This is a genomic window from Neobacillus niacini, assembly GCF_019749295.1.
Classification (GTDB): Bacteria; Bacillota; Bacilli; order Bacillales; family Cytobacillaceae; genus Neobacillus; species Neobacillus niacini_D.
Window position 1 is genome coordinate 27215 of the sequence record NZ_JACWFG010000011.1, and the last position, 25925, is coordinate 53139.

General features: G+C 39.3%; 15 protein-coding genes. All 15 read left to right on the plus strand.

Going from position 1 to position 25925, the window contains the following annotated elements; translation table 11 throughout:
• The first annotated feature begins 309 nt into the window (after positions 1-309).
• Positions 310-2676, plus strand: coding sequence for a nitrite reductase large subunit NirB (nirB, locus tag H0184_RS14165; RefSeq protein ID WP_221826357.1), 2367 nt, complete (start codon positions 310-312; stop codon positions 2674-2676).
• Between the two features lie 39 nt (positions 2677-2715).
• Positions 2716-4863, plus strand: a complete 2148-nt coding sequence (gene nasC / locus H0184_RS14170) for an assimilatory nitrate reductase catalytic subunit NasC (protein WP_221826360.1) — start codon at positions 2716-2718, stop codon at positions 4861-4863.
• Positions 4864-5019: 156 nt separating this feature from the next.
• Positions 5020-6093 (plus strand): Wadjet anti-phage system protein JetD domain-containing protein, encoded by a 1074-nt coding sequence (locus tag H0184_RS14175; protein WP_313771766.1) that lies wholly within the window; start codon positions 5020-5022, stop codon positions 6091-6093.
• Positions 6084-7598 (plus strand): hypothetical protein, encoded by a 1515-nt coding sequence (locus tag H0184_RS14180; RefSeq protein WP_260631573.1) that lies wholly within the window; start codon positions 6084-6086, stop codon positions 7596-7598. The genes H0184_RS14175 and H0184_RS14180 overlap by 10 nt, the downstream gene beginning before the upstream one ends.
• The gene (locus tag H0184_RS14185; protein WP_221826363.1) at positions 7595-8341 is read left to right on the plus strand and encodes a DUF6063 family protein; all 747 of its coding nucleotides are present in this window, start codon (positions 7595-7597) and stop codon (positions 8339-8341) included. Before H0184_RS14180 ends, H0184_RS14185 begins: the two co-directional genes overlap by 4 nt.
• The gene (locus tag H0184_RS14190) at positions 8319-12788 is read left to right on the plus strand and encodes a hypothetical protein (RefSeq protein WP_221826365.1); all 4470 of its coding nucleotides are present in this window, start codon (positions 8319-8321) and stop codon (positions 12786-12788) included. The genes H0184_RS14185 and H0184_RS14190 overlap by 23 nt, the downstream gene beginning before the upstream one ends.
• Before the next feature lie 386 nt (positions 12789-13174).
• Positions 13175-14920, plus strand: coding sequence for an alkaline phosphatase D family protein (locus H0184_RS14195; protein WP_221826367.1), 1746 nt, complete (start codon positions 13175-13177; stop codon positions 14918-14920).
• A 180-nt stretch (positions 14921-15100) separates the two neighbouring features.
• The gene (locus tag H0184_RS14200; protein ID WP_221826368.1) at positions 15101-15592 is read left to right on the plus strand and encodes a DUF6803 family protein; all 492 of its coding nucleotides are present in this window, start codon (positions 15101-15103) and stop codon (positions 15590-15592) included.
• A 214-nt stretch (positions 15593-15806) separates the two neighbouring features.
• Positions 15807-17123, plus strand: a complete 1317-nt coding sequence (locus H0184_RS14205; RefSeq protein WP_221826375.1) for an ABC transporter substrate-binding protein — start codon at positions 15807-15809, stop codon at positions 17121-17123.
• A gap of 167 nt (positions 17124-17290) precedes the next feature.
• Positions 17291-17926, plus strand: coding sequence for a DNA-3-methyladenine glycosylase (locus H0184_RS14210; RefSeq protein WP_221826376.1), 636 nt, complete (start codon positions 17291-17293; stop codon positions 17924-17926).
• Between the two features lie 90 nt (positions 17927-18016).
• Positions 18017-18523: a hemerythrin domain-containing protein gene (locus H0184_RS14215; protein WP_221826378.1), complete on the plus strand. Its 507-nt coding sequence runs from the start codon at positions 18017-18019 to the stop codon at positions 18521-18523.
• Between the two features lie 278 nt (positions 18524-18801).
• Positions 18802-22056: an FIMAH domain-containing protein gene (locus tag H0184_RS14220; RefSeq protein WP_221826380.1), complete on the plus strand. Its 3255-nt coding sequence runs from the start codon at positions 18802-18804 to the stop codon at positions 22054-22056.
• Between the two features lie 429 nt (positions 22057-22485).
• Positions 22486-23421 (plus strand): ABC transporter permease, encoded by a 936-nt coding sequence (locus H0184_RS14225; RefSeq protein WP_221827162.1) that lies wholly within the window; start codon positions 22486-22488, stop codon positions 23419-23421.
• The gene (locus tag H0184_RS14230) at positions 23421-24290 is read left to right on the plus strand and encodes a carbohydrate ABC transporter permease (RefSeq protein ID WP_221826382.1); all 870 of its coding nucleotides are present in this window, start codon (positions 23421-23423) and stop codon (positions 24288-24290) included. Before H0184_RS14225 ends, H0184_RS14230 begins: the two co-directional genes overlap by 1 nt.
• 67 nt (positions 24291-24357) lie before the next feature.
• Positions 24358-25899 carry an extracellular solute-binding protein gene (locus H0184_RS14235; RefSeq protein ID WP_221826384.1) on the plus strand — a complete coding sequence of 514 codons (1542 nt, stop codon included), beginning with the start codon at positions 24358-24360 and terminating at the stop codon, positions 25897-25899.
• Positions 25900-25925 lie beyond the last annotated feature (26 nt).

The following is a 25925-nucleotide window of genomic DNA, read 5'->3' on the forward strand; positions in this document are numbered from 1 at the left end:
TATTTTTCATATTTTGCATACCTCCTAATTTTTATAGTTTTAAGAATAGTCTGTGATTAGTGATTTGTCTCAATTGCTGTGAAGAAACCTAACACATGTATTTTTTTCTCCCATGAAATATCTGTATAATTACAAGGTTTATTGCACATTAAAAAAATCAAATCTCAACACAAAATTCTTTATTTTTTTAGCTAAGAGAAAACTAGTATGTAAGGAAATATAACGTGATTCATTTTTTTATTTTGACTTTATGTGATAATTGATGGCATTAAGTTTGATGTGAGATGAAATAACAGCTGGAGGTTTAGAATGGGTAAAAAAAAGCTGGTATTAGTGGGAAATGGCATGGCTGGTGTCCGCTGTTTAGAGGAAATTTTGAAGCTGGATCCTACAGGTTTTGAGATTACTATTTTTGGAAGTGAACCCCATGTAAATTATAATCGTATTCTTTTATCCTCCATTTTACAGGGGAGCACTTCTTTTGGAGATATTACGCTGCAAGACCGCGAATGGTATGAGCGTCATCATATTCATTTGTACACTGGAGAAACAGTAATCGAAATTGATAAGCATACACAGGTTGTCAAAACGGATCATCACCGAATCGTTTCTTATGATCAACTGATTATCGCTACTGGCTCCGTTCCGTTTTCTCTTCCGATTCCAGGTGCCGATAAACAGGGAGTCGTTACATTCAGAACAATTGAAGATTGTCAGAAAATGATAGAGTTGTCTAAAAAAAATAAAAAAGCAGTGGTCATAGGTGGAGGGGTGTTGGGATTAGAAGCAGCAAAGGGTCTTCTTAATCTCGGAATGACCGTGTATGTCGTTCATATTGGCAGTTATTTAATGGAGAGGCAGTTAGATGAAACAGCTGCAAGAATCCTTCAAAAAGAATTAGAAGGTCAAGGAATGAAGTTCCTATTGGAAAAAGAGACGAAGGAAATAGTTGGAGGTATATGTGCGGAAGGTGTCTTTTTTAAAGATGGGACAGAAGTTGAAGCTGATTTGGTTGTAATGGCTGCAGGTGTCAGACCGAATGTTCAACTCGCAAAAAAAACTGGAATTGAAACAAACCGAGCAATTCTAGTAAATGATTATATGGAGACTAGTGTACCAAACATTTACGCTGTAGGAGAATGTGTAGAGCATCGAGGAATGATATATGGCTTGGTACAGCCTCTTTATGAACAGGGTAAAGCATTAGCAAAACGGATTTGTGGTATAGAGGGTCAAGGGTACGAAGGAAGTGTTCTTTCCACCCAACTGAAAATTTCAGGTGTAGATCTGTTTTCAGTAGGAAAAATTCATGATAAGGATTCTTCAAACCAATCTATAAAGATTTTTGATGAGGTTGAGAGAGTTTATAAAAAAGTAGTTTTTCAAGATCATAAGATTATTGGTGCAGTCTTGTACGGTGAAACAAAGGAACGAACCAAGCTGCTGGACATGATTCTCAAACATCAGGATGTGTCCGATTTAGAAAAGGTTTCACTCTTTCCACAGGCGAAGGACGGTGGATTTTCTATTGCATCTATTCCTGCCAGTAAAATCATTTGCAATTGTAATAGTGTGACGAAAGGAACTATTCATGAGGCTATTCAACAAGGAGGATTAACAACTGTTGAAGAGATCAAAAAATGCACGAAAGCTTCAAGCTCCTGCGGAGGATGTAAACCACTCGTGGCTGACTTGTTGTCATATGTACAGAATCATGATGTTGAAGAACCTATAGAAGAAAAGTCATGTCTGTGTTCTTGTACCACATTAAATGATGATGAAGTGGTTCAGGAGATGCAGTGGCAAGGATTAACATCTGTACAGGAAGTCATGGAAGTCTTAAATTGGAAAACTAGTGAAGGCTGTTCTATTTGCCGTCCCGCGATTAACTATTATTTAGGAATGATTAATCCAGAATATGAGAGTAAACAACAAGCTCTTTTTATAAACGAAAGAATGAATGCAGTGATCCAATCCGATGGGACCTATACCCTTATCCCGCAAATGTATGGTGGTATCACTAATCCAGAGCAATTAAGAAAAATTGCTCAAGTAGCTGAAAAATATCATATTAACGATGTGGCAATTACGAGTGACCAAAGAATTCATTTACTTGGTGTAAAAAAAGAACAGTTGTCCGCTATATGGGCAGAATTGAACATGCCCTTGAGTTCGCCGCAAGCTAATGGTGTCCAAAACATTAAAACAAGTATTGGTGAACATATTTGTTCATGTGATAAAAAACCTTCTATTGAGCTCGCAGTAAGCCTCGAAAAGCAATTCGAATTTCTCACCACCCCTTACCGGGTCAAGATGGGAATATCCTCTTGCCTGCATAACGGAGCGGGATCTACCACAAAAGATGTTGGCGTCATTGGGGTTGACCGAGGTTGGGAGATTTATATCGGTGGAAGCAGCGGGAGGCATGTTCGGTCAGGTGAGTTATTATGTGTTGCTGCAACCACTGAGGAAACGATTGAGTTAATCAATGGTTTTGTTGAATATTATCGTGAGACAGCTAATTATCTGGAGCGCACGTGGGAGTGGGTAGAAAGAGTCGGATTGGTTCATGTAAGGGAAGTTTTATTTGATGATGAACTTCGCCAGCAGCTGCTCAAGCATTTGGCAGAGGAGATTGCTTTACGCAGGAATTTAGTAGAGAAAAGCTTCTTTTGACAAATTCATTATAAAATACCCAAAAAGGGGGAGTGACTTTTGACGGAATTGTTATTGAAGTATTTCCGCTCAAAGCAGCAGGAAGTGAAGTCAGAAAAAAGATATGATACACAATGTCCATTTTGCAGTATGCAATGTAAAATGCAGCTGCTAGAACAGTCTATTGTGACCAGAAAAAAATACGTAACGATTGGAAGAAATAACCCTACATCTGAGGGTCGCTTGTGTATGAAGGGAATGAATGCCCATCAACATAGTTTTCATAACGAACGGTTGAAATATCCATTGCTTAAAAGAAATGGAGAATTTGTCCGCGTTAGCTGGGAAGAAGCATTGGAACATATCAAAAAAAATTTTACTACCATTCAAGAAGAAGATGGGTTGAATGCCTTAGCTGTTTATGGGAGTGCGTCCATCACAAATGAAGAAGCTTATTTACTTGGAAAATTTGCCCGGGTTGCCTTGAAAACGAGATATATTGATTATAATGGTCGATTATGCATGTCAGCGGCAGCATCTGCAGCCTCTCAAACGTTTGGTGTGGACAGAGGATTTACAAATAGCCTCCACGAAATTCCATTTACTCGATGCATGATTCTTGCGGGGACGAATATCGCAGAATGTCAGCCTACAATCATGCCTTATTTTGAGAAGGCAAGGGAAAATGGTGCTTATATTATTGCGATTGATCCACGCGAAACAGCAACAACGAAAATAGCGAATCTGCACTTAAAAATTAAACCTGGAACAGATGCGGCTTTAGCCAACGGGTTATTAAAGGTGATAATAGATGAAAATTATATTGATCATACATTTATTAATGAACGGGTCAAAGGGTTTGAGGAAGTCCGACAACATCTATTATCTACGAATTTAAAAGAAATTGAAGAAATAACAGGTGTTCCAAAAGAGCAAATTCAAAAAGCAGCTCGTAAGTTTGGAAAAGAAGAAACGGGAATGGTTTTTACTGCAAGAGGGGTGGAACAGCATACGGACGGTTCGATTGCCGTTCGTAATTTCCTGAATATTCTTATTTCTACCGGAAAAATTGGCAAGCAGAATTGTGGTTATGGAGCGATTACAGGACAGGGAAATGGTCAGGGTGCAAGGGAACACGGACAAAAAGCAGACCAATTGCCAGGTTATCGGTCGATTGAAAATGAGGAACACCGTACTTACATTGCCAGCGTTTGGGGTGTGGAAAAAGAAGAAATACCTAGAAAAGGTGTTTCCGCGTATGAAATCATGGAAAAAATCGATCACGGTGAGATTACAGGCATGTTTTTAATGTGCTCGAACCCGGTTGTTTCCAATCCGAACGCACAATTTGTAAAAAAAGCATTAAAAAAGTTAAAGTTTTTAGTTGCGGTGGATCTGTTTGTGTCAGAGACTGCAAGATTAGCAGATGTCATTTTACCAGCATCCTCTTATTTAGAAGACGAAGGAACGATGACAAATCTGGAAGGACGGGTAACATTAAGGGAAGCGACTTATCCTTGTCCGGGAGAAGTGAAACATGATTGGCAAATTATTTGCGAGGTAGCTCATGTTCTTGGAAAAGGAGAATACTTTAACTATTCGTCTGCGGAAGAAATCTTTAATGAATTACGGGTGGCCAGCCGTGGAGGAAAAGCGGATTATTATGGCATTACCTATCATCGTCTGCGGAAGGAAGGAGGCATCCTTTGGCCGTGTTCTGACCTTGAGCATAAAGGGACAAAACGTTTGTTTGAAACCTCATTTTCCCATCCTGATGGCAGGGCGGAGATGGTTGTAGTCCCAAACCGTCCTGACCTGGCTAAGGAACAGCTGAGTGAGGAGTATCCCCTCTATTTAACAACAGGTAGAGTGATGTCGCACTATTTAACAGGAGTGCAAACGAGAAAGAGTCCCGCTTTGGCAGCTAGAGATGTAGAATCCTTTGTAGAGATTCACCCGGCTGCTGCTAGAAAATACGGTATTGAAGATCGTTCATTAGTAAGGATTGAATCCAAAAGAGGTAGTATTGTAGTCAGGAGTAAATGGTGTGAAACCATCCGTCAAGATACCATATTTGTTCCTTTTCATTGGGCAGACTCGCAAAATGTGAATCTATTAGTTTCAAAAGAACTGGATCCGATATGTAAAATGCCAGGATTTAAATTAAGTGCAGTTAAAGTAAGGTCTGTAATGGATACTTTTACTTAAATACAACACCTAGGGGACGGTTCTCCTGGCCATGTTTGGGCCATGAGAACCGTCCTCTAGGTTCGTCTAGAAACAATTCCGTTACTAGTTTATAATAAAAGGATGTCCAAAATGGTTAATAGGATTCTTCCTATGACTCTAAGAAGATTTAAGTAGGTGAGTAAGATAGACATCATTGAAACAAGGGTTAGAGGTTTTATTGCTGATATTCAACACCCTAAACAAAAGAAGAAGATAAATATTAACGATTTAGAGATTCAGCTGCGGAAGCTTTTGGATGATTATTTTGAAATGGACGGTTATTCTTTGTTTTACCATGCCATTCAAACATTGGAAGCTGAGGGACAGCTTATCCCGATTCTAAATAATCAATATAATGGAAGAACTCCAGCGCTTGCGCTATTTTACTGGGTTAATATAAAAATCCAGGAAAACAAATGGGATCGTCTCGCGATGATGAAATTAAGTGATCAGTTTGATTTTTCCTACTATGAAAGGCATCCTGAGTGGCAGACGCAAGACGAATGGGATCGCATTCAGAATGTCTATACCTTTCTGCAAACTAGCCAGGAACGAGAAATTGTATCTGTTGAGGAAAGAAGCCTAGAGCTTTTTGGTCATGAAAAATTCTTACTTGATGGTGATAGCTTTCCAGAGGGTAAGGGGTTTTTAGCTAGAATTGGAGTACCAGAAGAGCAGCTGAAAATAGTGAACTACGGCGAGCCGTTTGTCTTTTGGCTGAAACAAGGAAAAGAAATAAAAGATATTCAGCGGGTATTGATTGTGGAGAATTTATCATTCTTTCACACTTCCGTTAAATTACTAGAAGCAAATCTTCTTGATTATGAGCCAGAACTGATCATTTATGGTGAAGGAACGAAAATTGAACGGAGCTTCTCCTTTTTCTTCCGAATGTTTCCACCGGGCAATTATCTTTTCTATTACGCAGGAGATCTGGATGCAGCGGGGTATGGGATTATTAGTCGGCTCATTGAAAAATACCGTGATTGCTGCATACAGCCTGCATTAAAAATCTATCGAAAAATGCTAGAGTGCATAAATCAAAGAAATGATCAAAAGCCAGGTCAAACACAAAATCTCAAATACCGTGATTCATTCTTTCAATGGTTTACGGAAGAAGAACAAAACCAGTTACATCAATTATGGCAGGAAAATAAACGGATTCCGCAAGAAGTCTTAACGATTGAAACATGGAGGGGATGGCAGTGAACGAATCATGGGAAGGTTTTGCCCAGCGTATGCAACGATTAAATCCACTGTTTGAGCTCGGGAGAGGAATGGAAGTAGGTGAGTTGAAGCCTCATATCCAGACGATTCTCATGCAGGTACTCCTCACCATCTTTTATCGAGAATTAAATGATGATGATCACAGACGGAAATCAGATATCAAATATATGGTTGAAGATGCTATTAAACAAATGAAGCTTCTAGCAGACGATAAGCAAATTGAACGAATTACAAGTGGTCTTCTGTATCAAGGGAAGGAAGAGTACAGCAAACCCTTTGAGGCTTTATATTACGATGAAATCAAACAGTCCTGGGAGACGCAGGTTTTCCGATACGTCACGATGGATGAATTATATACGAATTTAGAGATGGGCGGATCCATTGTATATAAACTCACAGATGTCGCGCAGGAAATGATTTTTATGAGCAGGGAAATGGCCGAGGAATTCTCCATCACCATTGAACAACTGTATAGTATACAGCTGATTAAGAACGGTAATTTTCGAAAAGCCACTCGAAACCTCGATCACCTCATTTCACGCGTAAACCGCTTAATGGCAAATGAATTCTCCTTTCAAAAGGAAATGATCAACAATCCCAAAATACTATTGATTGAAGAAGAATGGCAGCGGGCAGACAATCGTGTTGAGATTGAAAAGCAATTTGAAGAAGAGAAAAATCACTTCCGGACGATTACGAGTATGATTGATAAAACGAAGCGCAGAAATGAAGAAGATGATTCGATTCAGAAAGAATTAATGCTTCTTCAAGAAAAAATTGGCCATACTAGGCAGCTGCATGATCGTTTTGCAAAGTTAGTGATTCAAAATATTTCCTATGAGATGAAATTAAAAGCGGAAAACCCATCACTGTTTTGGGAAAACAGTCTGGTTTCATTTCGTGAACATTACTATGAAAATATGTTCATGAAGGAAGGCGTTCAAAACTTTACTGTTATTGAAAAAGTCCTTTGCCCATTGTTTTCACCGAAGAATGAATTTATTTTGCCCCTCGATTGGATTTGGGGTGAACAAGAATTTGATGAAAAACAGATCACTGAGAGTGTTGAGGAAGAGGAGGAAGAAGAAAGTATTACTACTCTCCGAGTGACAAATTGGGATTCTGTTATTAAGGCATGGAGTTATGTTTTTCAATTTTTACAATCAAACGGCGAATTTTCATTGACGGATTTAAAAGAGCTTCCATTAGAAGTACAGGATCTTTGGTTTGAAGAATCTGAAAGTATTGATTTATGGATGATGTTCGATAAAAAGCCGTTGAAGGTTCAAGTCATGCATCGTAAAGAAGAAACGTTAAGCGATGAGAGGGAAATTCTCCTTTATAAATTAATAAAGGAATACCCGCAATTTCAAGTGTTTGAAGGTTCAAAAGTCTTTACTCAATTCGACCATCGAGCAGAGCCTTTCCATTGGTATCGAACGAAAATCACCCCGTTTAAAATCTGTGTACAGGAGGAGAAGCGATGAATGCCGAAACCATCAAGAGAGCATCAGCTGTTTATTTCACACTATTAAAAGATAAAGTGATCGACGAGAATAGTGAGCACTTCCAGACCTATTTTGATCCGGAAGTAAGGCAGACGGTGCTTTTATTAGCAGACGAATCCGGTACATATATCATTGAAGCACCTAAACGCATCCATTTAGTGGTTCAGCCAACCGGCTCCGTTTTTGCAACGAATTTTACCCATTTAAAGGATAAGCATAAGCAGGTGGAAACGAAGAAACACTTTCATCTCATTAGCATCGTCATTATGTCTTTTTTAGCAGCCATTGATCAAAATCAGGCAGCGAAAATACGCACGAAGCGTGAAGGGATCAGTTACTACGCGCTAGAACGGCAAGTAAATGATCTAATTATGAAATGGGAGAGCGTTCTTAAAACTCAACCGACCTTCGGGGAAGAAGAACGAATTGATATGAAGGAAGTTGTGACCACATGGAAATACATGGAGGTCGATAGTGACGATTTTGGGATAAAAAAAGGAAATCGACGAACCCGAATCGGCTTAATTGCCGGGGCTATGCGCTTGTTAGAGACAGAGGGTCTAATTGTCATTCTTGATCGGGATGATATCGCAAAGGTGATTCCTAAGAGTGAGCTTTTTGAGCGGATTGAATACTTGTATCATGATTACGATCGTTATGAACTTTTTAAAAAGTTAATGACTGTGGAGGAGGATGAGCATGCCGAAAATCCATCGAATTAGAATTGTCAACCTGAAGTATGATGGCATGCAAAAGCAATATAAAGATACCACGTTTAATTTCCATAATGATGAGACATCAACCAATGGACTCATTGCGATGATGAATGGCGGCGGAAAAGGAGTGTTCCTTCAAACGATATTCCAAATCCTTAAGCCTGGAACACCATGGGGAAAGCAGAACAATCGTTATTACCAGCAGTTCTTTTTTAATAATAAAGAGCAATTTATTCCGTATACCTTTCATGTTCTCATTCAGTGGGAGTTGGACGGTGCCGATCGTCGCCATCTAATAACAGGTGGAATGTTCTCAGCTGAACAGCGGATTTCCATGAGTGAAGAGAATGGAAATGAAAATAAGACCTTGGAACAGGAAGCAAAAATCCTCCCGAATATAACCTTTTATACGAGGGAATTTGAGCGGAAAGAAGAGGCAGCACTAGAGCATATTCCTCTTTTTGAAAATGATGAAGTTGCTGATAGTGAAAGCTTGAAGGATTATCTAAAATGGAACGGATATGATGTTTACCGAGACACCAAAAAGCATTATCGCATCCTTGATACATACGGAATTAACCGTAAAGATTGGGATATTATGAAGGATATTAATAAGGATGAGGGAGGCGTTGGGAAATACTTCGAAGGTGCTGAGGATGATCATTCTCTGTTCCAAAAGCGAATTATTCCTACAGTGAGTCAAGTCTTACATCGAACTGAGCATCAAAAAAATGACCTTGTGGAGATTTTCAAGAGTCAGGCAAGTATTGCGAAGGACCTGCCAGTTCTTTTAAAAAGAGAGCAAGCCCATAAAGAGTTTTTAGAAGATATTGTTCCATTTGAAGAGCACTTAGTTAAAGGAGTAGAACATAAAGAAATCGTTCATGAAAGCATCCAGACAGGCAGGAAGCTGCTTGGTGCACTGCTGCATTTGAAGCAGTCGGAAGAGGAAAGTTTGCTAGCTATAGAGAAAGACATGGAGAAATTAATAGTGAGGCAGGCGGACCTTCGCTACCAAAAAGATAATTTAGAGTTTGCAAAAGCACACCGAGAGGTCATGGATTGGGAAAAGAAATTAGTAGAAGAAAGAGCAAAACATTCTTCTTTACAAGAGATTGTCAAAGAGAAGCAGGAACGAAAAGAACAATTGGTGTTTCAGGCATTATTAAAAGAGTGGAGTGAAAACGAGCAAAGTATCACCTCTCTATCACAACAGATTGCGACATTGGAACAAAATAGCGGCTTAGAGCAAGTGAATCAAAGAATGGCTGAAATTAAAGTAGAAGCTAGAAAGCAGTGGGAGCAATCTTACCAATCGATACAAGATGGTGTGAAACAATACTGGGGCTATCAAAAGTATTTAAAGAAAAAAGCAACAGAACTATCGCAGCAAGATAAACAAAAGACAAAAGACATTGCCCAGCTTAGTACTGAAATTGATTTCCTTTATACGCAAATGCATAATTTTGAGTCTAAGGAAAATGCACTCATTCAAACATTTGGTGACCGTTTAAGCTATGACTATGAGGGCTTGAAGGATAGTCTACAAAAACAAATCGAAGATAAAAAAGCTAGAGTACTAGAGCTGCAGGAAAAAGATAAGAATTCTAGTGAACTGCAAAATCAGCTTGCGGCTTCACATGGGACGCTGCTTCAATCCATTCAGTTTTCTGAAGAAAAATGTAATGAATTAAACAAAGCAAATGAAGTGCAAATGCAAAAAGAAGCGAAACTTGTCGATAGACTGCTTGGTATTTTAGATGACGTCACAGCACCGCTTACTCATTCTCTTTTATCAAAGTATAGCTTAAAAATAGAAGAAACAGTGAACCAGAACCGTCAGCAAGCCGAACAAATGAAAAAAGAGCTCTGGGAAACACAACTCGACCATTCCCTAAACGATGAGCCTTTCTGGGTTGCCAATAAAGACGTAAAAGAATTAAAGGAATGGATTGATGAAAAGACTGGGATTGATGTGTTCTATGGAACGCAATTTCTTCAATCATTAGGGACAGAGGAAATGGTGAACTGTCTATCGTCAAATCCTCTCCTTCCATACGGGTTGGTCGTCAGCGGGCAGCAATGGCAGAAAATTAATCAGCAGGTTCTAACAAGCAGGATGTTTAAAAGTCCTGTCCCGATTTTCTTGCGCGAGGAAATGAATAAAGAACATCACCAGCCATCTTTTGTCATCATAAATGGAACCGAGCAAGAGCTATTATCGAATAAAAACCAATTCACCAATTGGAAAATAAAGATTGCGAAACAAATCGAAGAAAAGAAAGAGGCTCTTCTAGAAATTGAAAAAACAGAAGCCTCGTTACGTCGAATTTTAAAAGAAATCGATCGGTTTTTATCGGGGGAACTTTCTAGCGAAATCGAAAAAGCGCTGAATCAGGAACAAAACGCGCTACTTACGAAGAAAACGAAATTACAGGAAATTAAAACACAAGTTGAGAAAGAAAAAGAATTACAGCTTGGGATCAAAGAACAGCTGGAAAAGACAAAGAGCAAGATTGAAAAGCTGACAAAGGATGTAGAAACATTAGCGGCTTTTGATCAAGAAAAATCACTTCACCAAGAAAATAAACGGGTCAAACTTGAGAAAGAGAAACAAAAGGAAGCCCTGACTAATCAGCAGCAAGAAGTAGGAAAAGAGTATCAAAATATCGTTGATTTGCAAAATCAGTGGAATCAAACGTTTGTCGAATGGAAGCTTACAACGGAACAAAATATCAAGGAGATATCGTTCTTTATTGAGGAAGCCATTTTTCCTCCTGATCAAAAAGGTGAGCAAAGCGAAGAGGTCCCGCAGCTTTCGCAGCATTTACTTCAAGAGATTAACGGAAGCATTGAGGAGCTAAAGCAGCTGCAAAAATCAAAGGAAGAACAGGCTAGAGAACTACTTGTACTTCAAGCGAGAAAAGAAACCGAACAGAAGCAGCAAAAGAAATTAGAGAAGAAACTTACGACTCATAATGAAGATTGGAAGGATTCTCCGGAACCATCTGAACCAATCAGTATCTTAGAAAATATGCTGCAAACTGCACAAAAGGAAGCAAAGGCAGCGGAAAAAGATGAACGGGACCAAGGAACGTCTGTTACTGTTGCGGAAACGTCCTTAAAGCATGCGAATGAACAACGTGAAAAGTCAGGCAAAAAGATAGAGAAGCATGAAAAACAGCCTGAAGAATGGGCCAATCTTGACTTAAAGATAAAAGAAGTAGAAATAAAAGACCAAACCAAGTTAACGAAAGAGGAAGTAAAACAGGCTGAAAAACGCAAAAAAGAAACGGAGAATAATATTACTGGTTATGAAGGCGATCTTCTAACACTATCCGTCATCTTAAAGGAAGAAGCGGGAGTATTTACGAATGAGGACGTAGAAAAAATTAAGAGTCAAGGAAAAGCTTGTATCTTATCCTGGTGTGAAGAACATCAAAACATACAGGAAGAGGGACAGGAGAAGCATGCGAAAATTGATCAATCCTTGCGTAATTTAAAGCTCACCATCGAGGGGAAGGATTGGGAGATTCGTTTTAAAAATGAAGTATTAACCACGCTTGACCATATGGATACCAGGCATTATACACATATCCAAAGCGTTGTTAAAAATATGAAACGTTTTTCACAAAGCGGATTGGAGCAATTGGAACGTGATAAGGAAAGGGCAGAAAAGGCACAAAACTTCTGGGCCAGCCGTGCCAGCATGAAAGTAATGAGCATAGCAGAGGCTATTCGTTCAATGGTCGCGAAAATGAAGTTGAAAAATGAACGAGGTTCCTTTCCACTCGTGCAGCTCAAAGAAGATATTTTACCTAAAAAGCCCGAAGATATCGAACCGCTGCTCAAGCAGCACTTTGTTGCGGCCATTAACAAAATCACCAAACAGTTTGATCTTATTGACGATCATAACCGAGCGTTAGACGAAGAGGTCAAACAATTGATTAGTGATGAACAAATTTTGTTTGTTTCATTAAGAAATCGATATCCAGAGCTGCTGGTCTATAATATGAGGACGGATAATGCGTTTATGTACGGTAAACCGCAAAGAGAGCATTATTCAACTTGGCAGACGATTAATCAAGGTTCTAAAACGAAATCGGATGGCAGTGGAGGACAAAAGTTATCTGCTCGAATGGTCATGATGATGATGTTACTATCCGTCAAAAGTGAAACCGATCAAAGCTGGGTACCTTTAGTCTGTGATAATCCATTCGGACAAGCTGCCTCAGCACATGTTCTTGATCCGATCTTCGCCGTTGCCGAAAAATTGAAGTTTCAATTCATCGTCGTCACACCGCCAGAATTGGTGAAGACAGAGATAAGCCAGCGATTTGATGCCTATTATAAATTAGACTTCATTCGTGAAAAAGGAAAGGAAATTGTTTCCGACACGATTGTTCCAGCATTTCGTATATACCAGGGAGAAGAAGTCACTCTGGTAAAATAACACAATAGTACAATCGGAACTAAACGTAAAATCTCACTTTCTGTATGGAAGGTGGGATTTTTTTGTGTATAGGCACCTAAAATGGCCAATGAAGAGATGTGCACAATTTAATGAAATGATAGTTTGTAAGCTTTTCATGAAAATAATGTTAAGAAATTCAGGAGAAAAAGGCTAGTTAAAGTTAATAGAATTTACCGTTGATTGGAGGAAAATCGGAATATTTGTTGTAGTGTTTAACCCTGCCTAAATGAAAAGGCCTATTATAAAAGGACCATCTATTCAACACCACATTATTTATCTATTTACAATCTTCATAATTTTTTAATAAACCCTAGTTATAATCAATGTCGTGGTAAAAATATGTAATCTGAGAGGGGAAGAGTATCATGACAAATTTGGACGAGATGATTAGGAAATTTAACGAACAAAACTTTAAAAAGAATTTAGACCGCCGCAGCTTTCTTCATGGAGCCGGCAAAATCGCAGGGCTGTCCCTTGGGTTGACCATTGCTCAATCATTGGGAGGGTTTAAAGTGGATGCGGCTCCAAAGTTCAGTGAATATCCTTTTACGCTTGGCGTTGCTTCCGGCGATCCGCTATCAGACAGTGTCGTATTATGGACGAGGTTGGCACCGGACCCTTTAAATGGCGGCGGAATGCCAGCCCATATCGTTCCCGTTAATTGGGAGCTTTCCACAGACGAAAACTTCCGAAACGTAATCAAGAGGGGAACGGAACATGCCTCACCTAATCTCGCACATTCAGTCCATGTAGAAGTGAACGGTCTGCAGAACAATACGGTTTATTTTTACCGCTTCAAGACTGGAAATGAACTAAGCCCTGTAGGAAAAACAAAAACCTTGCCGGCACCAGGTGCCAGCGCAGCAAGTATGACGTTCGCATTCGCTTCTTGTCAGCAGTATGAACATGGCTATTTTACTGCGTACAAGCATATGGCAAAAGAGGATCTTGATCTAGTATTCCACCTCGGTGATTACATATATGAATACGGTACAAATGAGTATCTTTCACCAACGGGCAATGTCCGTGCACACAAAGGCGATGAAATAATCACGATTGAAGATTACCGTAATCGTCATGCTCAATATCGTTCAGATGAACACCTAAGGGCTGCACACGCTGCATTCCCGTGGGTTGTTACGTGGGATGATCATGAGGTAGAAAACAATTACGCAAATGTCATTCCAGAAAAAGGCCAATCAGTTGAAGCTTTTATCAAGCGGCGTGCTGCTGCGTACCAAGCTTATTATGAGCACATGCCACTCCGCAGGTCGTCATTGCCTCACGATGGAGGCATGCAATTATACCGGGATTTCACCTATGGTGATTTGGCGAACTTCTATGTTCTGGATACGCGCCAATACCGTGATGACCAAGCGAATGGTGATGGATCAAAGGCTCATACACCGGAGTCCTTGGATCCAAAGCGTACTCTTCTTGGAACTGAACAAGAAACATGGCTGCTTGGTAATCTAGGAAATTCTAAATCTCATTGGAACGTCCTTGCCCAGCAGATTTTCTTTGCACAGCGCAAGTCTGGAAGTATTACTGCACCAAAATTCAGTATGGATTCATGGGATGGATATCCGGCTGCGCGTCAGCGTATTACGGATTTTGTCGCAGGCAATAACATCAGCAATATTATTGTTCTTACTGGGGATGTTCATGCAAGCTGGGCTTCTAACCTTACGACTGATTACAACAATCCAGAGGCTCCCATTTTTGGAGCAGAGTTTGTTGGAACATCGATTACTTCAGGAGGAAACGGATCAGATTGGCGTGCAGACACGGCCAAATCTTTGGCGGATAACCCGCACATCAAATTCTTTAATAATTACCGCGGTTACGTTCGCTGCCAGGTCACTCCAGAACAATGGCGTGCAGATTACCGTGTCGTTCCTTTTGTTACTGAGCAGGGAGCAGATATTTCAACAAGGGCATCGTTTGTCTTTGAGAAAGGCCAGAATGGGCTCAAAGAAATAGAGGCTGCTACAGTACCTATGGGTATACAAATGTCTGATGAAGTGGAAGAAGATCGCCACCGTGCCCATACCCGGGCGCACGAAAAGCAAATGGAAAAAAAGCGTAAGCGTGAAGCTATTACGAAGTAATTTCAATAGAGTAGAAGAGAGCTGGAATTACCACAGCTCTCTTTTTTCTGTAAATAAAATATTTAAGCGGAGGATATGTCATGCTTTTGTCATAGATTCTTCATCTTATCTTTATATCCTAATCCTACAATCTATCTGTATCAAAACAAAACAAAGATGATTATAGGAGGATAAACCCGCATGAACATGACACATTATATGGGCTTACTGGCAGATAATCAGCCATGGAATCTGATTATTTTTATGGCTATTCCGGTTATCTGCGCTGAAACAATTGCTGTTACGGAATTAGCCATTTTGTTTACCAGAAACCTAACTGGAAAATTGAGATTGGTTAACAAGGTTACATCTATTTTTGTAGGGATTTATTTCACTGGTATTTTTATTTACTTACTATTTAATGCTGTGATTCCTATTACATCCAATGGAGAATGGCATGGGTGGATTGATGTAGTTGCTGTAGGGTTTTACTTACTAGGTATAATCCCATTGCTGGGCATGGCACTATTAGATTTAACGATTATTTATAAAAACAAATCACAAGAAGAAAAATTAAAAGTCCATGCAATCTTTGTTGGTATGTTTCTAATTTTTGCACACATTGCCATGATTGCAGGAATGGTTGATCCAACGATTGTTTCAGACATGCCATCTATGGGTCACGATATGTAGTTATAGGATATTAACAGGAAAAATCTCACCTTCAATAAGTGGAAGGTGGGATTTTTATCATTTTAGAGAGTATAAAAAGCAAATTGTGTCTATTTTCCTATAAGAATGACTGATTTTTAAACATATTAGTCGGTATTTTAAACTTAAAAAATTCAGAATTATTTTATAATTATAAATGTAAGCACTTACATATAAGATAAGGGGGAAATAATCGATGAGAAAATTAATGGTAATGCTAGTATCACTAATAATGGTTTTTTCGCTTGCAGCCTGCAGTGGAAGTACAACGAGCAATAGTGAAGGCGATTCTGAGAAAGACAACTCTGGAAGTAAAGACGAAAATGTAACGTTGCGTATGGCATGGTGGGGCTCTCAGCCAAGACATGATTATACACTGAAGATTATTGAATTGTACGAGAAAGAAAATCCCAATGTGAAAATTGAACCTGAATATGCAAGCTGGGACGATTATTGGACGAAGCTGGCACCTCAAGCAGCATCCAATGAGATGCCAGATATTATTCAGATGGACCTCTCGTATATCACACAATACGGAAAAAACAATCAATTAGCAGATTTAAAACCATTCTTGGGGAAGGAAATCGACACCAGTGACCTCAGTCAGGATTTTCTTGATGGAGGGAAAATAGGTGATAAATATTTCGGGCTTAATGGTGGAGTGAACGCTCTCGCATTCCAATACGACACTGCATTGCTTAAGAAAATTGGAGTAGACAAGATCTCTGAAGACTGGACTTGGGATGATTATAAAGAAATGGCTGATAAAGCAGTTGCAGCTGGCATGTATTTTGAAAATGGGCCAGGAACGGCTCCAGATGTATCTTTTAACTATTATTTAAGGTCAAATGGGAAAAGACTTTATAGTGAAGATGGAACTACTTTAGGCTATAAGGATGACAAATTATTTGTTGACTTCTTTACCATGTATGGTGATATGGTAAAGAAGAAAGCGGTTCAATCACCTGATGCAAGCGCTCAAGTAAAAGGACTGGAAGATGACCCAGTTGTAAAACAACAATCCGTCGGACTTATCCAATGGTCTAACCAGTTTATTGGACTTCAAACAGCAGCCAATCGACCACTTGAAATGGTGGGATTGCCGGGACCAAATGCTGATAAAGGATTGTTCCTAAAGCCTAGTATGTTATGGTCGGTTGCCAATAGTTCCAAAAATAAAGCAGAAGCTGCCAAATTTATTGACTTCATGACCAATAATATTGAAGCAAATAAATTAATGCTTGGTGACCGCGGTGTTCCTGGTTCTCCTAAGGTCCAAGAAGCATTAATACCTTTATTAAGTGAAGCACAAAAACAAGTATTCAATTATGTGGCGTGGGCTGGAGAGAATAGTGCTGTCTATAACGGACCGGATCCAACGGGAGCAGGAGAAGTAATTAGTCTATTGAAGGGCTTTGCCGATCAAATTGCCTTTGAAGTACTAAAGCCGGAAGAGGCTGCTAAACAGTTTAGGCAGCAAGCAGAGGCTGTATTGGCAAAAAATAAAAACTAAATAATCACAGTACAGAAATGGCTGACCCAAAAAGGTTGTTAAAAGACAAAGTTTGGGTCAGTTTTTTTCGGTCATCAGGAAATTAAACTTAGAAATAAGATAATGATAAAGTAAAATGAATGTATTACTGAATCCTATTAGAAACTCAATTGATGGAGGCATTAAACATGGAAAACTTGCCCAAAGAAATCGTTCCATTACCCAAGGAATTTTATGAACAGCCTACACTAGAACTAGCAAAGGCATTGCTAGGCTGCCTCCTTGTAAAAGAAACGAGTCAGGGAATAGCGGCGGGCTATATTGTAGAAACAGAGGCATACATAGGTCCTGGTGACAGAGCAGCACATAGCTATAATAATAAGCGGACTGCACGGACAGAGGTCATGTTTCATCGTTCCGGCCTTGCCTATACCTATCTTATGCATACACATTGCTTGTTCAATGTCGTTAGCGGTGGCGAAGAAAAACCTGAAGCTGTTTTGGTTCGAGCCCTAGAACCCCAGTACGGAATCGACGTAATGAAAACCAGAAGAGGGGTTGATGTGCTGAAAAATCTGACAAACGGCCCTGGAAAACTGACAAAGGCATTAGGCATAAACATGGAGGACTATGGGCGTTCACTGACGCTTCCACCCCTATTTATTGCAAAAGGCAATAACCCAGAAAGCATCTCAGTCGGGAAAAGGATAGGCATTGAAAACACTGGGGAAGCAAAGGATTATCCTTGGCGGTTTTGGATAACCGATAACCAATTTGTATCAAGACACCAAAAGTCCGAATATGTGATCCAGTTGAATCCGTGATGCTCATCACAAAATCCTTGACTCTTTTGATTTATGATTGAAGGTAAGAATCTCAGTGAAAGATTGGGTCTAAAAGAGGAGGGGTGGGCAATGGAAAATACTCATGTTGTATTTAGCAAACCATTACAACAATTAATGGACGAGCATGTGTTGCTCCGTAAAGCTATGAATCATTTCTATGACCTCACGGAAGAGATAGAATCTGAATCTGGTCATGAGGTTGTTCAATTGTTTGCACAATTACATGAACAGGTATCAGCCTTCACGATTAAACTGAAGGCACATTCCAAACGTGAAGATAAAGGATTGTTCCCTATGATATCTCGCCGCCTTGGAGCGGGTGACAGAACCATCGAAATCATGGAAGAAGAACACGAGAAGGCAGAGGGGCATCTGCAGGATTTTCTAACTGAAGCCGAGCAGGCGGGAGATTACATTGATGAACAGTCTGCTCAGTGGATAACCGTATACGCTGTCCAGGCTTATGCTACCTTAACACAACATTTCGCAAAAGAAGAAAAAGTGCTATTTCCTTTGGCAGAGAAATTGCTTTCGATTGACGAGAAAATGGAACTTGAACATTGTTTCATTGTATAAAGTTAAAAGTCATTCCCTCAAACATTAATGGTATGAGGGAATGGCTTTTTATTTTGTGCAAATAGGGTCTGGCTGAGGAGTTGCCTACAAACCATTATCCTGGAGATAAACGATTTCGACAGATACAGTACAATCTATAATTTGTGCACGTTATGGAAAAATGGATGATTGTTCTAGCATTTGATAGGTAGCTATAATTAATTTTAGCTATTGAAATGATTTGAAAAAGGGGGTATACGAATCAATAGCAGAAAAAAATATGTTAGCGGAGGTAGAAAATGAAGAGATTTTTGTCCGTTTTATTATGTGTTGTTTTATGTTTTTCTCTCTTGCCCTTTGCGTCTTCAACAGTGAAGGCTGATTATTCTTTGCTTCCTGCATTTCCAGGGGCGGAGGGCTTTGGTTATGCGGCAGTTGGGGGAAGAGGCGGTGAGGTTTACCATGTTACGAGCTATGAACTTAAGGGACCTGGTACGTTTCATGATGCCCTTACAACTTCTGGAGAAACCCCGCGTACGATTGTATTTGATATTTCCGGTGAAATTACCATTCCACAAATTGTAGTAAAAGGAAAATCAAATATTACGATTGCTGGTCAGACAGCATCAGGCGACGGTGTGACCATTAGAGGAAACAATATTCGTTTCGTAGATTGTAATGATATTGTAATTAGATATGTGCGCTTTCGCATGGGGAAACAAAGCTTTAATGATGATTCTATGTATTTTGAAGATTGCCAGAATGTGATCATAGATCACTCTTCTTTTTCATGGGGAACAGATGAAGTATTATCGATTAAAAGTAAGGACTATAACAATCCAAAATCAAAAAATATTACTGTTCAATGGTCGATGATCTCCGAAGGTCTGCTAACCCACTCCATGGGCGGTTTGATTGAAATGAATACGATCAGCATGCACCATAATCTTTACGCACATAACAATGACAGAAATCCAAAAACGAAAGGCCAGATAGATTTTGTGAACAATATTGTCTATAACTGGGGAGGTTTCCCGTATGTAGCTGGAGGAGAATCAGGTACAAAAGGGTATGGCAATGTTGTTGGGAACTATTTTATAGCAGGGAAAAACTCTGCTGATCCAGAGTATGCAATAGTACGAGGAAATGAGAACTATAGTGTATATATCGAAAACAACCTTATTGATAGTAATAAAAACAGCATTCTTGATGGGACTGACACCGGAACAGGTCTAGTAGAAGCCGAAAAGCCTAGTGTTGTAGTTAAGGAACGGTTTGAATATCCGCCTGTACACACACAAGATCCAGAAGTTGCCTATAACCATGTATTAGATCATGTTGGTGCGTCTTTGGTTCGGGATGCAGTGGACAAGCGGGTTATTAGGGATGTAAGAAAACAAACAGGAGTCATCATTGGAAATGAAAATGATGTTGGCGGTTTTCCTGTTTTAGATAGAGGAACCGCCCCGGTCGATACTGATGGGGATGGCATGCCGGATGTATGGGAACAGGCAAATGGCTTTAATCCTACAGATCCGGAAGATCGAAACGGTGATAGCAATAACAATGGCTATACCAATCTGGAAGAATATTTAAATGAATTGGCTGCACCTGGATTTCCTCAAGACTATCCTACAACCCCGCCTCCATGGTCTGGCCCAGCTTTTGAACCACCTGTAGAGCCCCAGCCGGAACCAACTCCAGAACCGGTTGCGAGTATGGACGGAGAAAGGGTTAGGAATGTAGTCATCAATGATAATAGCAGCAATGGAGCGAAAAATGCTTCATTATGGTCAGTTGAAAAGGATTTACAAATTGGAGATTATGTAGCGGGCGATCGATTAACTGGAAGCAAGGCGTATCGATTTGCATCCATTCCCGATGAACTAAATGGCTTGGAATGGATTAGGTCAGCGACAAGTTCAAGAAGCTCCACAAGCGAAGCTTTGGTTTCTTTCTATTTAACAGCTGATGCAGATGTTTATGTTGCGCATGATGCAAGGATTATCGATAAACCTGAATGGTTAGCTTCCGCCTACGAGGATACCGGTAAAAAAATCATAGATGATCAACCGGTAGAGTTTAACCTTTATAAAAAACATTATTCGGCAGGTTCCTTTGTCGTAATGGGAGCGAATAATAGTACATCCAAAATGAATTATTTCGTTATTGTGAAACCAACCAATCAGGAAGATGTTCCTCCTACGGATCGTCCTTCCGAAGTGTCAGGTGAAATGACGGAAGATTCCGCCATTTCATTAAAATGGACACCAGTAAGTGGGGCAGATGCTTATCTTATTTACCGTTCATCATCTGTAGATCCCGTTTTTAAAGTGATAGCAAGTTCTAAAACGGCAGAATTTAAGGATGCAGCAGTAGAAAAAGGAGCCACTTATAAGTATAAGGTTTCTGCACTTAATGCTGTGGGTGAAGCGCCTCAGTCCGAAGTAATCGAAGTGTTTACGTTTGATTCAACACAGCCTATACCTCTTGCACCGACAGGATTAAGTATACCGGCAGCAAGGAGTTTGTCCGTTTCCTTAGAATGGGTACCGGTAGAAAATGCGATTAGTTACAGTGTCTACAGGTCAGTTGAACAAAATGGCACCTATAAGAAAATTGGCAGCACGGCAACTGCAGAATATATTGATTCAAGCGTCACTCCTTCTACTGCATACTATTACAAAGTTACAACAACAGGGATTGGCGGGGAATCAGAGAAATCTGAAAGTATCACAACGACAACTAAAGAGCCTGTCACTTTACCAGCGGTTCCAACAGGTATTTTTGCAGGTGAAGTTAGTACAACTGCTTTCGAAATTAAATGGGATTCAGTAGATAAAGCTGAAAGTTATACGATTTACAGAAAAGCTAATGGAGATGGTAGTTTTACTAAGATTGATAGTACAACAACTCCACAATATATTGATACTAGTATAAGTGTAGGTAAAACAGGCTACACATACAGAGTTTCTGCAGTAAATGAAATGGGTGAGACTAAGCAATCAGAGGAACTGACTGTTACAATGCCAGTACCTCAAGCACCATCTGACTTGAATGTTGGCCTTGTGGGAGAATCTTTTGTCGGATTGATATGGACCTCTAATGGAGGCGAAAACCAAGTAAATATTTATAGAGAAGCAAACGGGAATGTAGAATACGTTGGTAATGCGAAAGTGAATACGTTTTACGACCGAACAGCAGACCCTGGTGTTGAGTACACCTATTATATTAAGGCGGAAAATGCTAGTGGAGAATCAGTGAAGTCAAATACCGTAAAGGTTACGCCTGGATTCATAACGGTATTAGAGAACTATATGGAGCAATTTCAGACAACGGGTGATTTGCCAGGTCCTGCTGCATCTCAATTATCAACGACTCTTAACCAAGTAAAACATCACTTAGACAAAGGATCAAAAGAAAAGGCAATCTCATTCTTGGAAAAATATATGAATCAACTTCATCCAAAAACAGATCAGCATCCAATCTCATCTGAAGCAAAATGGCTCCTTTCTTATTACGCACAATTATTTATAGGAAAATTGAATAGTTGATTTAGTAGAATTTCGTTTAGAACAAAATAGATTGCTAGTTTGAAAAAGTCGTCCGAAATAAGCAGGCCACTTTTCGGACGACTGCTTATATTCATCTTGATTATGAACCTTTCTCTAGCAGACGAGCAAAAAAATATGAACAAACATATCTTACATACTACAAACAATTTGTGCAAAACCCTTTATATCAACATTGTAAACGCTTTAAAAATTTGATAAACCAATTTAATTTTTAAACCTACTGGAGCTAGGGTTATCCTGAAAAAATGGTTCTTTCATCCACAATTTGTGTATAACGTGCAAAAATAGATGATTGTTTGATAGTCATTTTGATGGATATAATCAAGTTGCGAATATTCGAAAAATAATAGAGGGGGGTAGTAAATGGATCATTCTTCAATTAAACTGCAGAATAAGTCAGAACTGCAAATGAATGCCGATGTAATTATTAAGAAGAAGAGTCTTTTAAGCATCTATTTAGAAAATATAAGAAAATACTGGATGCTCTATATCATGATTCTTCCAGGGGTTGCATTTTACATCATCTTTAAGTACATTCCACTATTTGGAAGCGTTATCGCATTCCAAGATTATCAGATTTTTAAAGGTATTTTAAACAGTCCATGGGTTTGGTTCGAAAACTTCAAATTTATCTTTTCCTATCAAGACTTTTATCATGTGTTAAGGAATACAGCCATGATTGCTTTTTATCAACTTATTTTTGGATTCCCAGCTCCCATTATTTTAGCCTTGTTATTTAATGAAATACGGCTAATGTTTTTTAAAAGGACCGTCCAGACCTTGTTTTATCTTCCCCATTTTTTATCATGGGTAGTGGTTGGAGGAATCGTGTTTGAATTATTGGCAACAGGGGGGATTGTCAATTCTATTCGTGGGATTTTCGGAGCAGAACCTATTTTATTTATTCAGGAAGAGAATTATTTCCGTACAATTGTCGTCATCTCAGGCATATGGAAAGGTGTTGGCTGGGGGACTATTATCTATTTAGCTGCGATAACGGCCATTAATCCGAGTTTATATGAAGCGGCTGTTATTGATGGAGCTAATCGTTGGAAACAAATCAGATATATTACACTGCCATTGTTATTCCCGACAATCTTAGTTTTGTTTTTATTAAATATCGGTAATTTCTTAGAGCTTGGCTTTGATCAAATCTTTAACCTATTGACTCCGATGACTTATTCAGTAGGGGATATCATTGAAACCTATGTTTATCGAGCAGGGGTGCTGCAAGGACAATTTAGTGTGACAACAGCAATTGGTTTATTCCAATCGATTGTAGGTTTTATCTTGCTTTATATTTTTAATAGGCTTGCAAGAAAATCAGAACAGGGGTTATGGTAATGAAAAAATCATGGGGAGAAAAATGCTTTCAAATCTTTAATTATACGTTCCTTACTGTTGTTGCAGCGACGATGATTCTGCCTCTGCTTCAATTGCTGGCCGTTTCATTTAGTTCTCCAATCCCAGCTGAATCAAAAAAGGTATTTCTGTTTCCAGTGGAATTTACATTAGGTACATGGAAACATCTTCTTCAGAATGAAGTGCTTTGGAGATCATTCGGAGTCACCATTTTTATCACCGTTGTTGGGACATTATTAAGTATGTTATTTACCGTTCTAACAGCATTTCCTTTGTCTAGAAAAGAATTTCTCTTAAAAAAGCCCATAATGATTGCGATTGTGGTTACGATGATTTTTAATGCGCCAATGATTCCGTATTTCCTAACCGTTAGAGAGCTTGGGTTGATGGATTCAATATGGGCGCTTATAATTCCTGGACTAATTAGCACCTTTAATATGATCATCTTAAGAACATTCTTTATGGGAATACCAAGTGATATTGATGACGCAGCAAGAATCGATGGATGTAATGATTTTCGATTATTGTTTCAAATCTATTTGCCGCTTTCAAAGCCTGTACTCGCAACAATCGGATTGTTCTATGCTGTGGGTTACTGGAATTCGTTTCAAGCGGCCGTGCTTTTCCTGCGTGACCAAACATTATGGCCTTTACAGATGAGATTACGTGGCTTTTTTGAATCTCCAGAAGCTCTTGCCGATGTTAACTTGGTAATGGGTGACTACGATTTTAATACGATAACTTTAAAAGCGGCTACAATTATTTTTGCGACAGTGCCAATCGTATTAGTATATCCATTTTTACAGAAGTACTTTGTAAAAGGCGCTGTCTTAGGATCACTTAAGGAATAAGAAGATATAACCGTCTATAGGTTTTATCATATATAAAATGTTTTTTTAAAATAAAGGGGGATATGGAATGGTTAAGAGTAAGAAAAAGTCATTATTAGTTATGCTATTTGCACTGATGCTTGTCCTTGGGACGCTTGCCGGCTGTACCAGTAAGAAGGAAGTAGATGGCTCGTCTCCTGACGATTCTTCATCAGAAGAAGTTACGAAAGTAAGAGTTTATAAGAGTCATTTAACAAAAGGAACACTTCCGGGTCCTGATGATCCACATGTTCAAAAGGTATTGGAGGAAACCGGTGTTCAATACGAATTGATTTCCACTCCTGCCGGCTCTGATCCAGTTGAAAACTTAAACTTGATGTTTGCCTCAGAGGATTATCCTGATATTTTCCGTCCGATAGGCGGTTTTGAACAAACCTTAATTAGTCAAGGGGCAGCACTGCCCTTGGATGACCTTCTTCCAAAGTATGCACCACATGTATGGGAGAGAATTCCGCAGGAAGCATGGGATGTCGTGCGTTCGGCGACTCCTGATGGGAAAATCTATTATGTGCCAAAGGTCAATCTTGTTACAGAACGCGCATCATTAATTCGTCAAGATTGGCTTGATGCAGTCGGGATGGAAATGCCGAAAACAGTAGAAGAATATAAAGAGCTATTAATCGCATTTCGTGATAAAGATCCAAATGGAAATGGAAAGCAAGATGAATTACCTACAACAGGAAGGGAATTTGGAAAATGGATGGATCACCTCTTTGCCATTTATGGTGTTGCCATGTGGGAAGGTGTTCCTGAATGGGATATATATGAAGGTGAAATTGAATATGCAGGTACCTCAAAAAATATGAAAGCAGCGATTTCATTTATTCGTGAATTATATGAAGAAAAACTATTAGACAATGAAACATTCTTAAATAAAGGAGAAGTTTGGACAGCGAAGATTAATACGAACTTGGTAGGAAGCTGGTATCATTTGCCTGCAAACTTACGTGATCGCCACAATGCAATGCTTGAGGGTGCGCCAAATGCCTATGTTGCGGGAATGCCGCTTCCAAAAGCTGACGGGTTTGATGGGTATATCACTCAAAAAGGAATTGGAGACCCAGAATGGGTGATACCAGCTGCATCTGAGGATAAAGCTGAAGCTGCTTTAAAACTATTAGACTTCTTCTATGATCCAGCAAATGATGAATTTAACATGTTTGGAATGGAGGGAGCACAACATAAAGTAGAGAATGGCAAAAAGGTATTGCTTCCTCCAACTGATGAAACACCTATCGCATTAGGGATGAAAAATCTAATCACGCAAGAGGACATGGATATTCGTATTGAACAAGGAATGGAAGAATATCAAAAACAAATGGTAAAAGATATCTTTGAGGTGAGTACTGCGGATGCGCGGAGAATTGCTGGAGATGGCTTACCATCTACCGTTTACGAAGGATTCCCGGATATTCAATCCCATAAATTATTCCAAGAATATTTAACAAAAATCGTAATTGGTGAATGGCCGATCGAAAAGTTCGATGAATTTGTAGATCGATGGAACAAATCAGGCGGGGAAGAAGTTACTAAGAGAGTACAAGAATGGTATGAGGAAGTAAACAAGTAATAACAAGTTAATAAGTTTTACAGAAG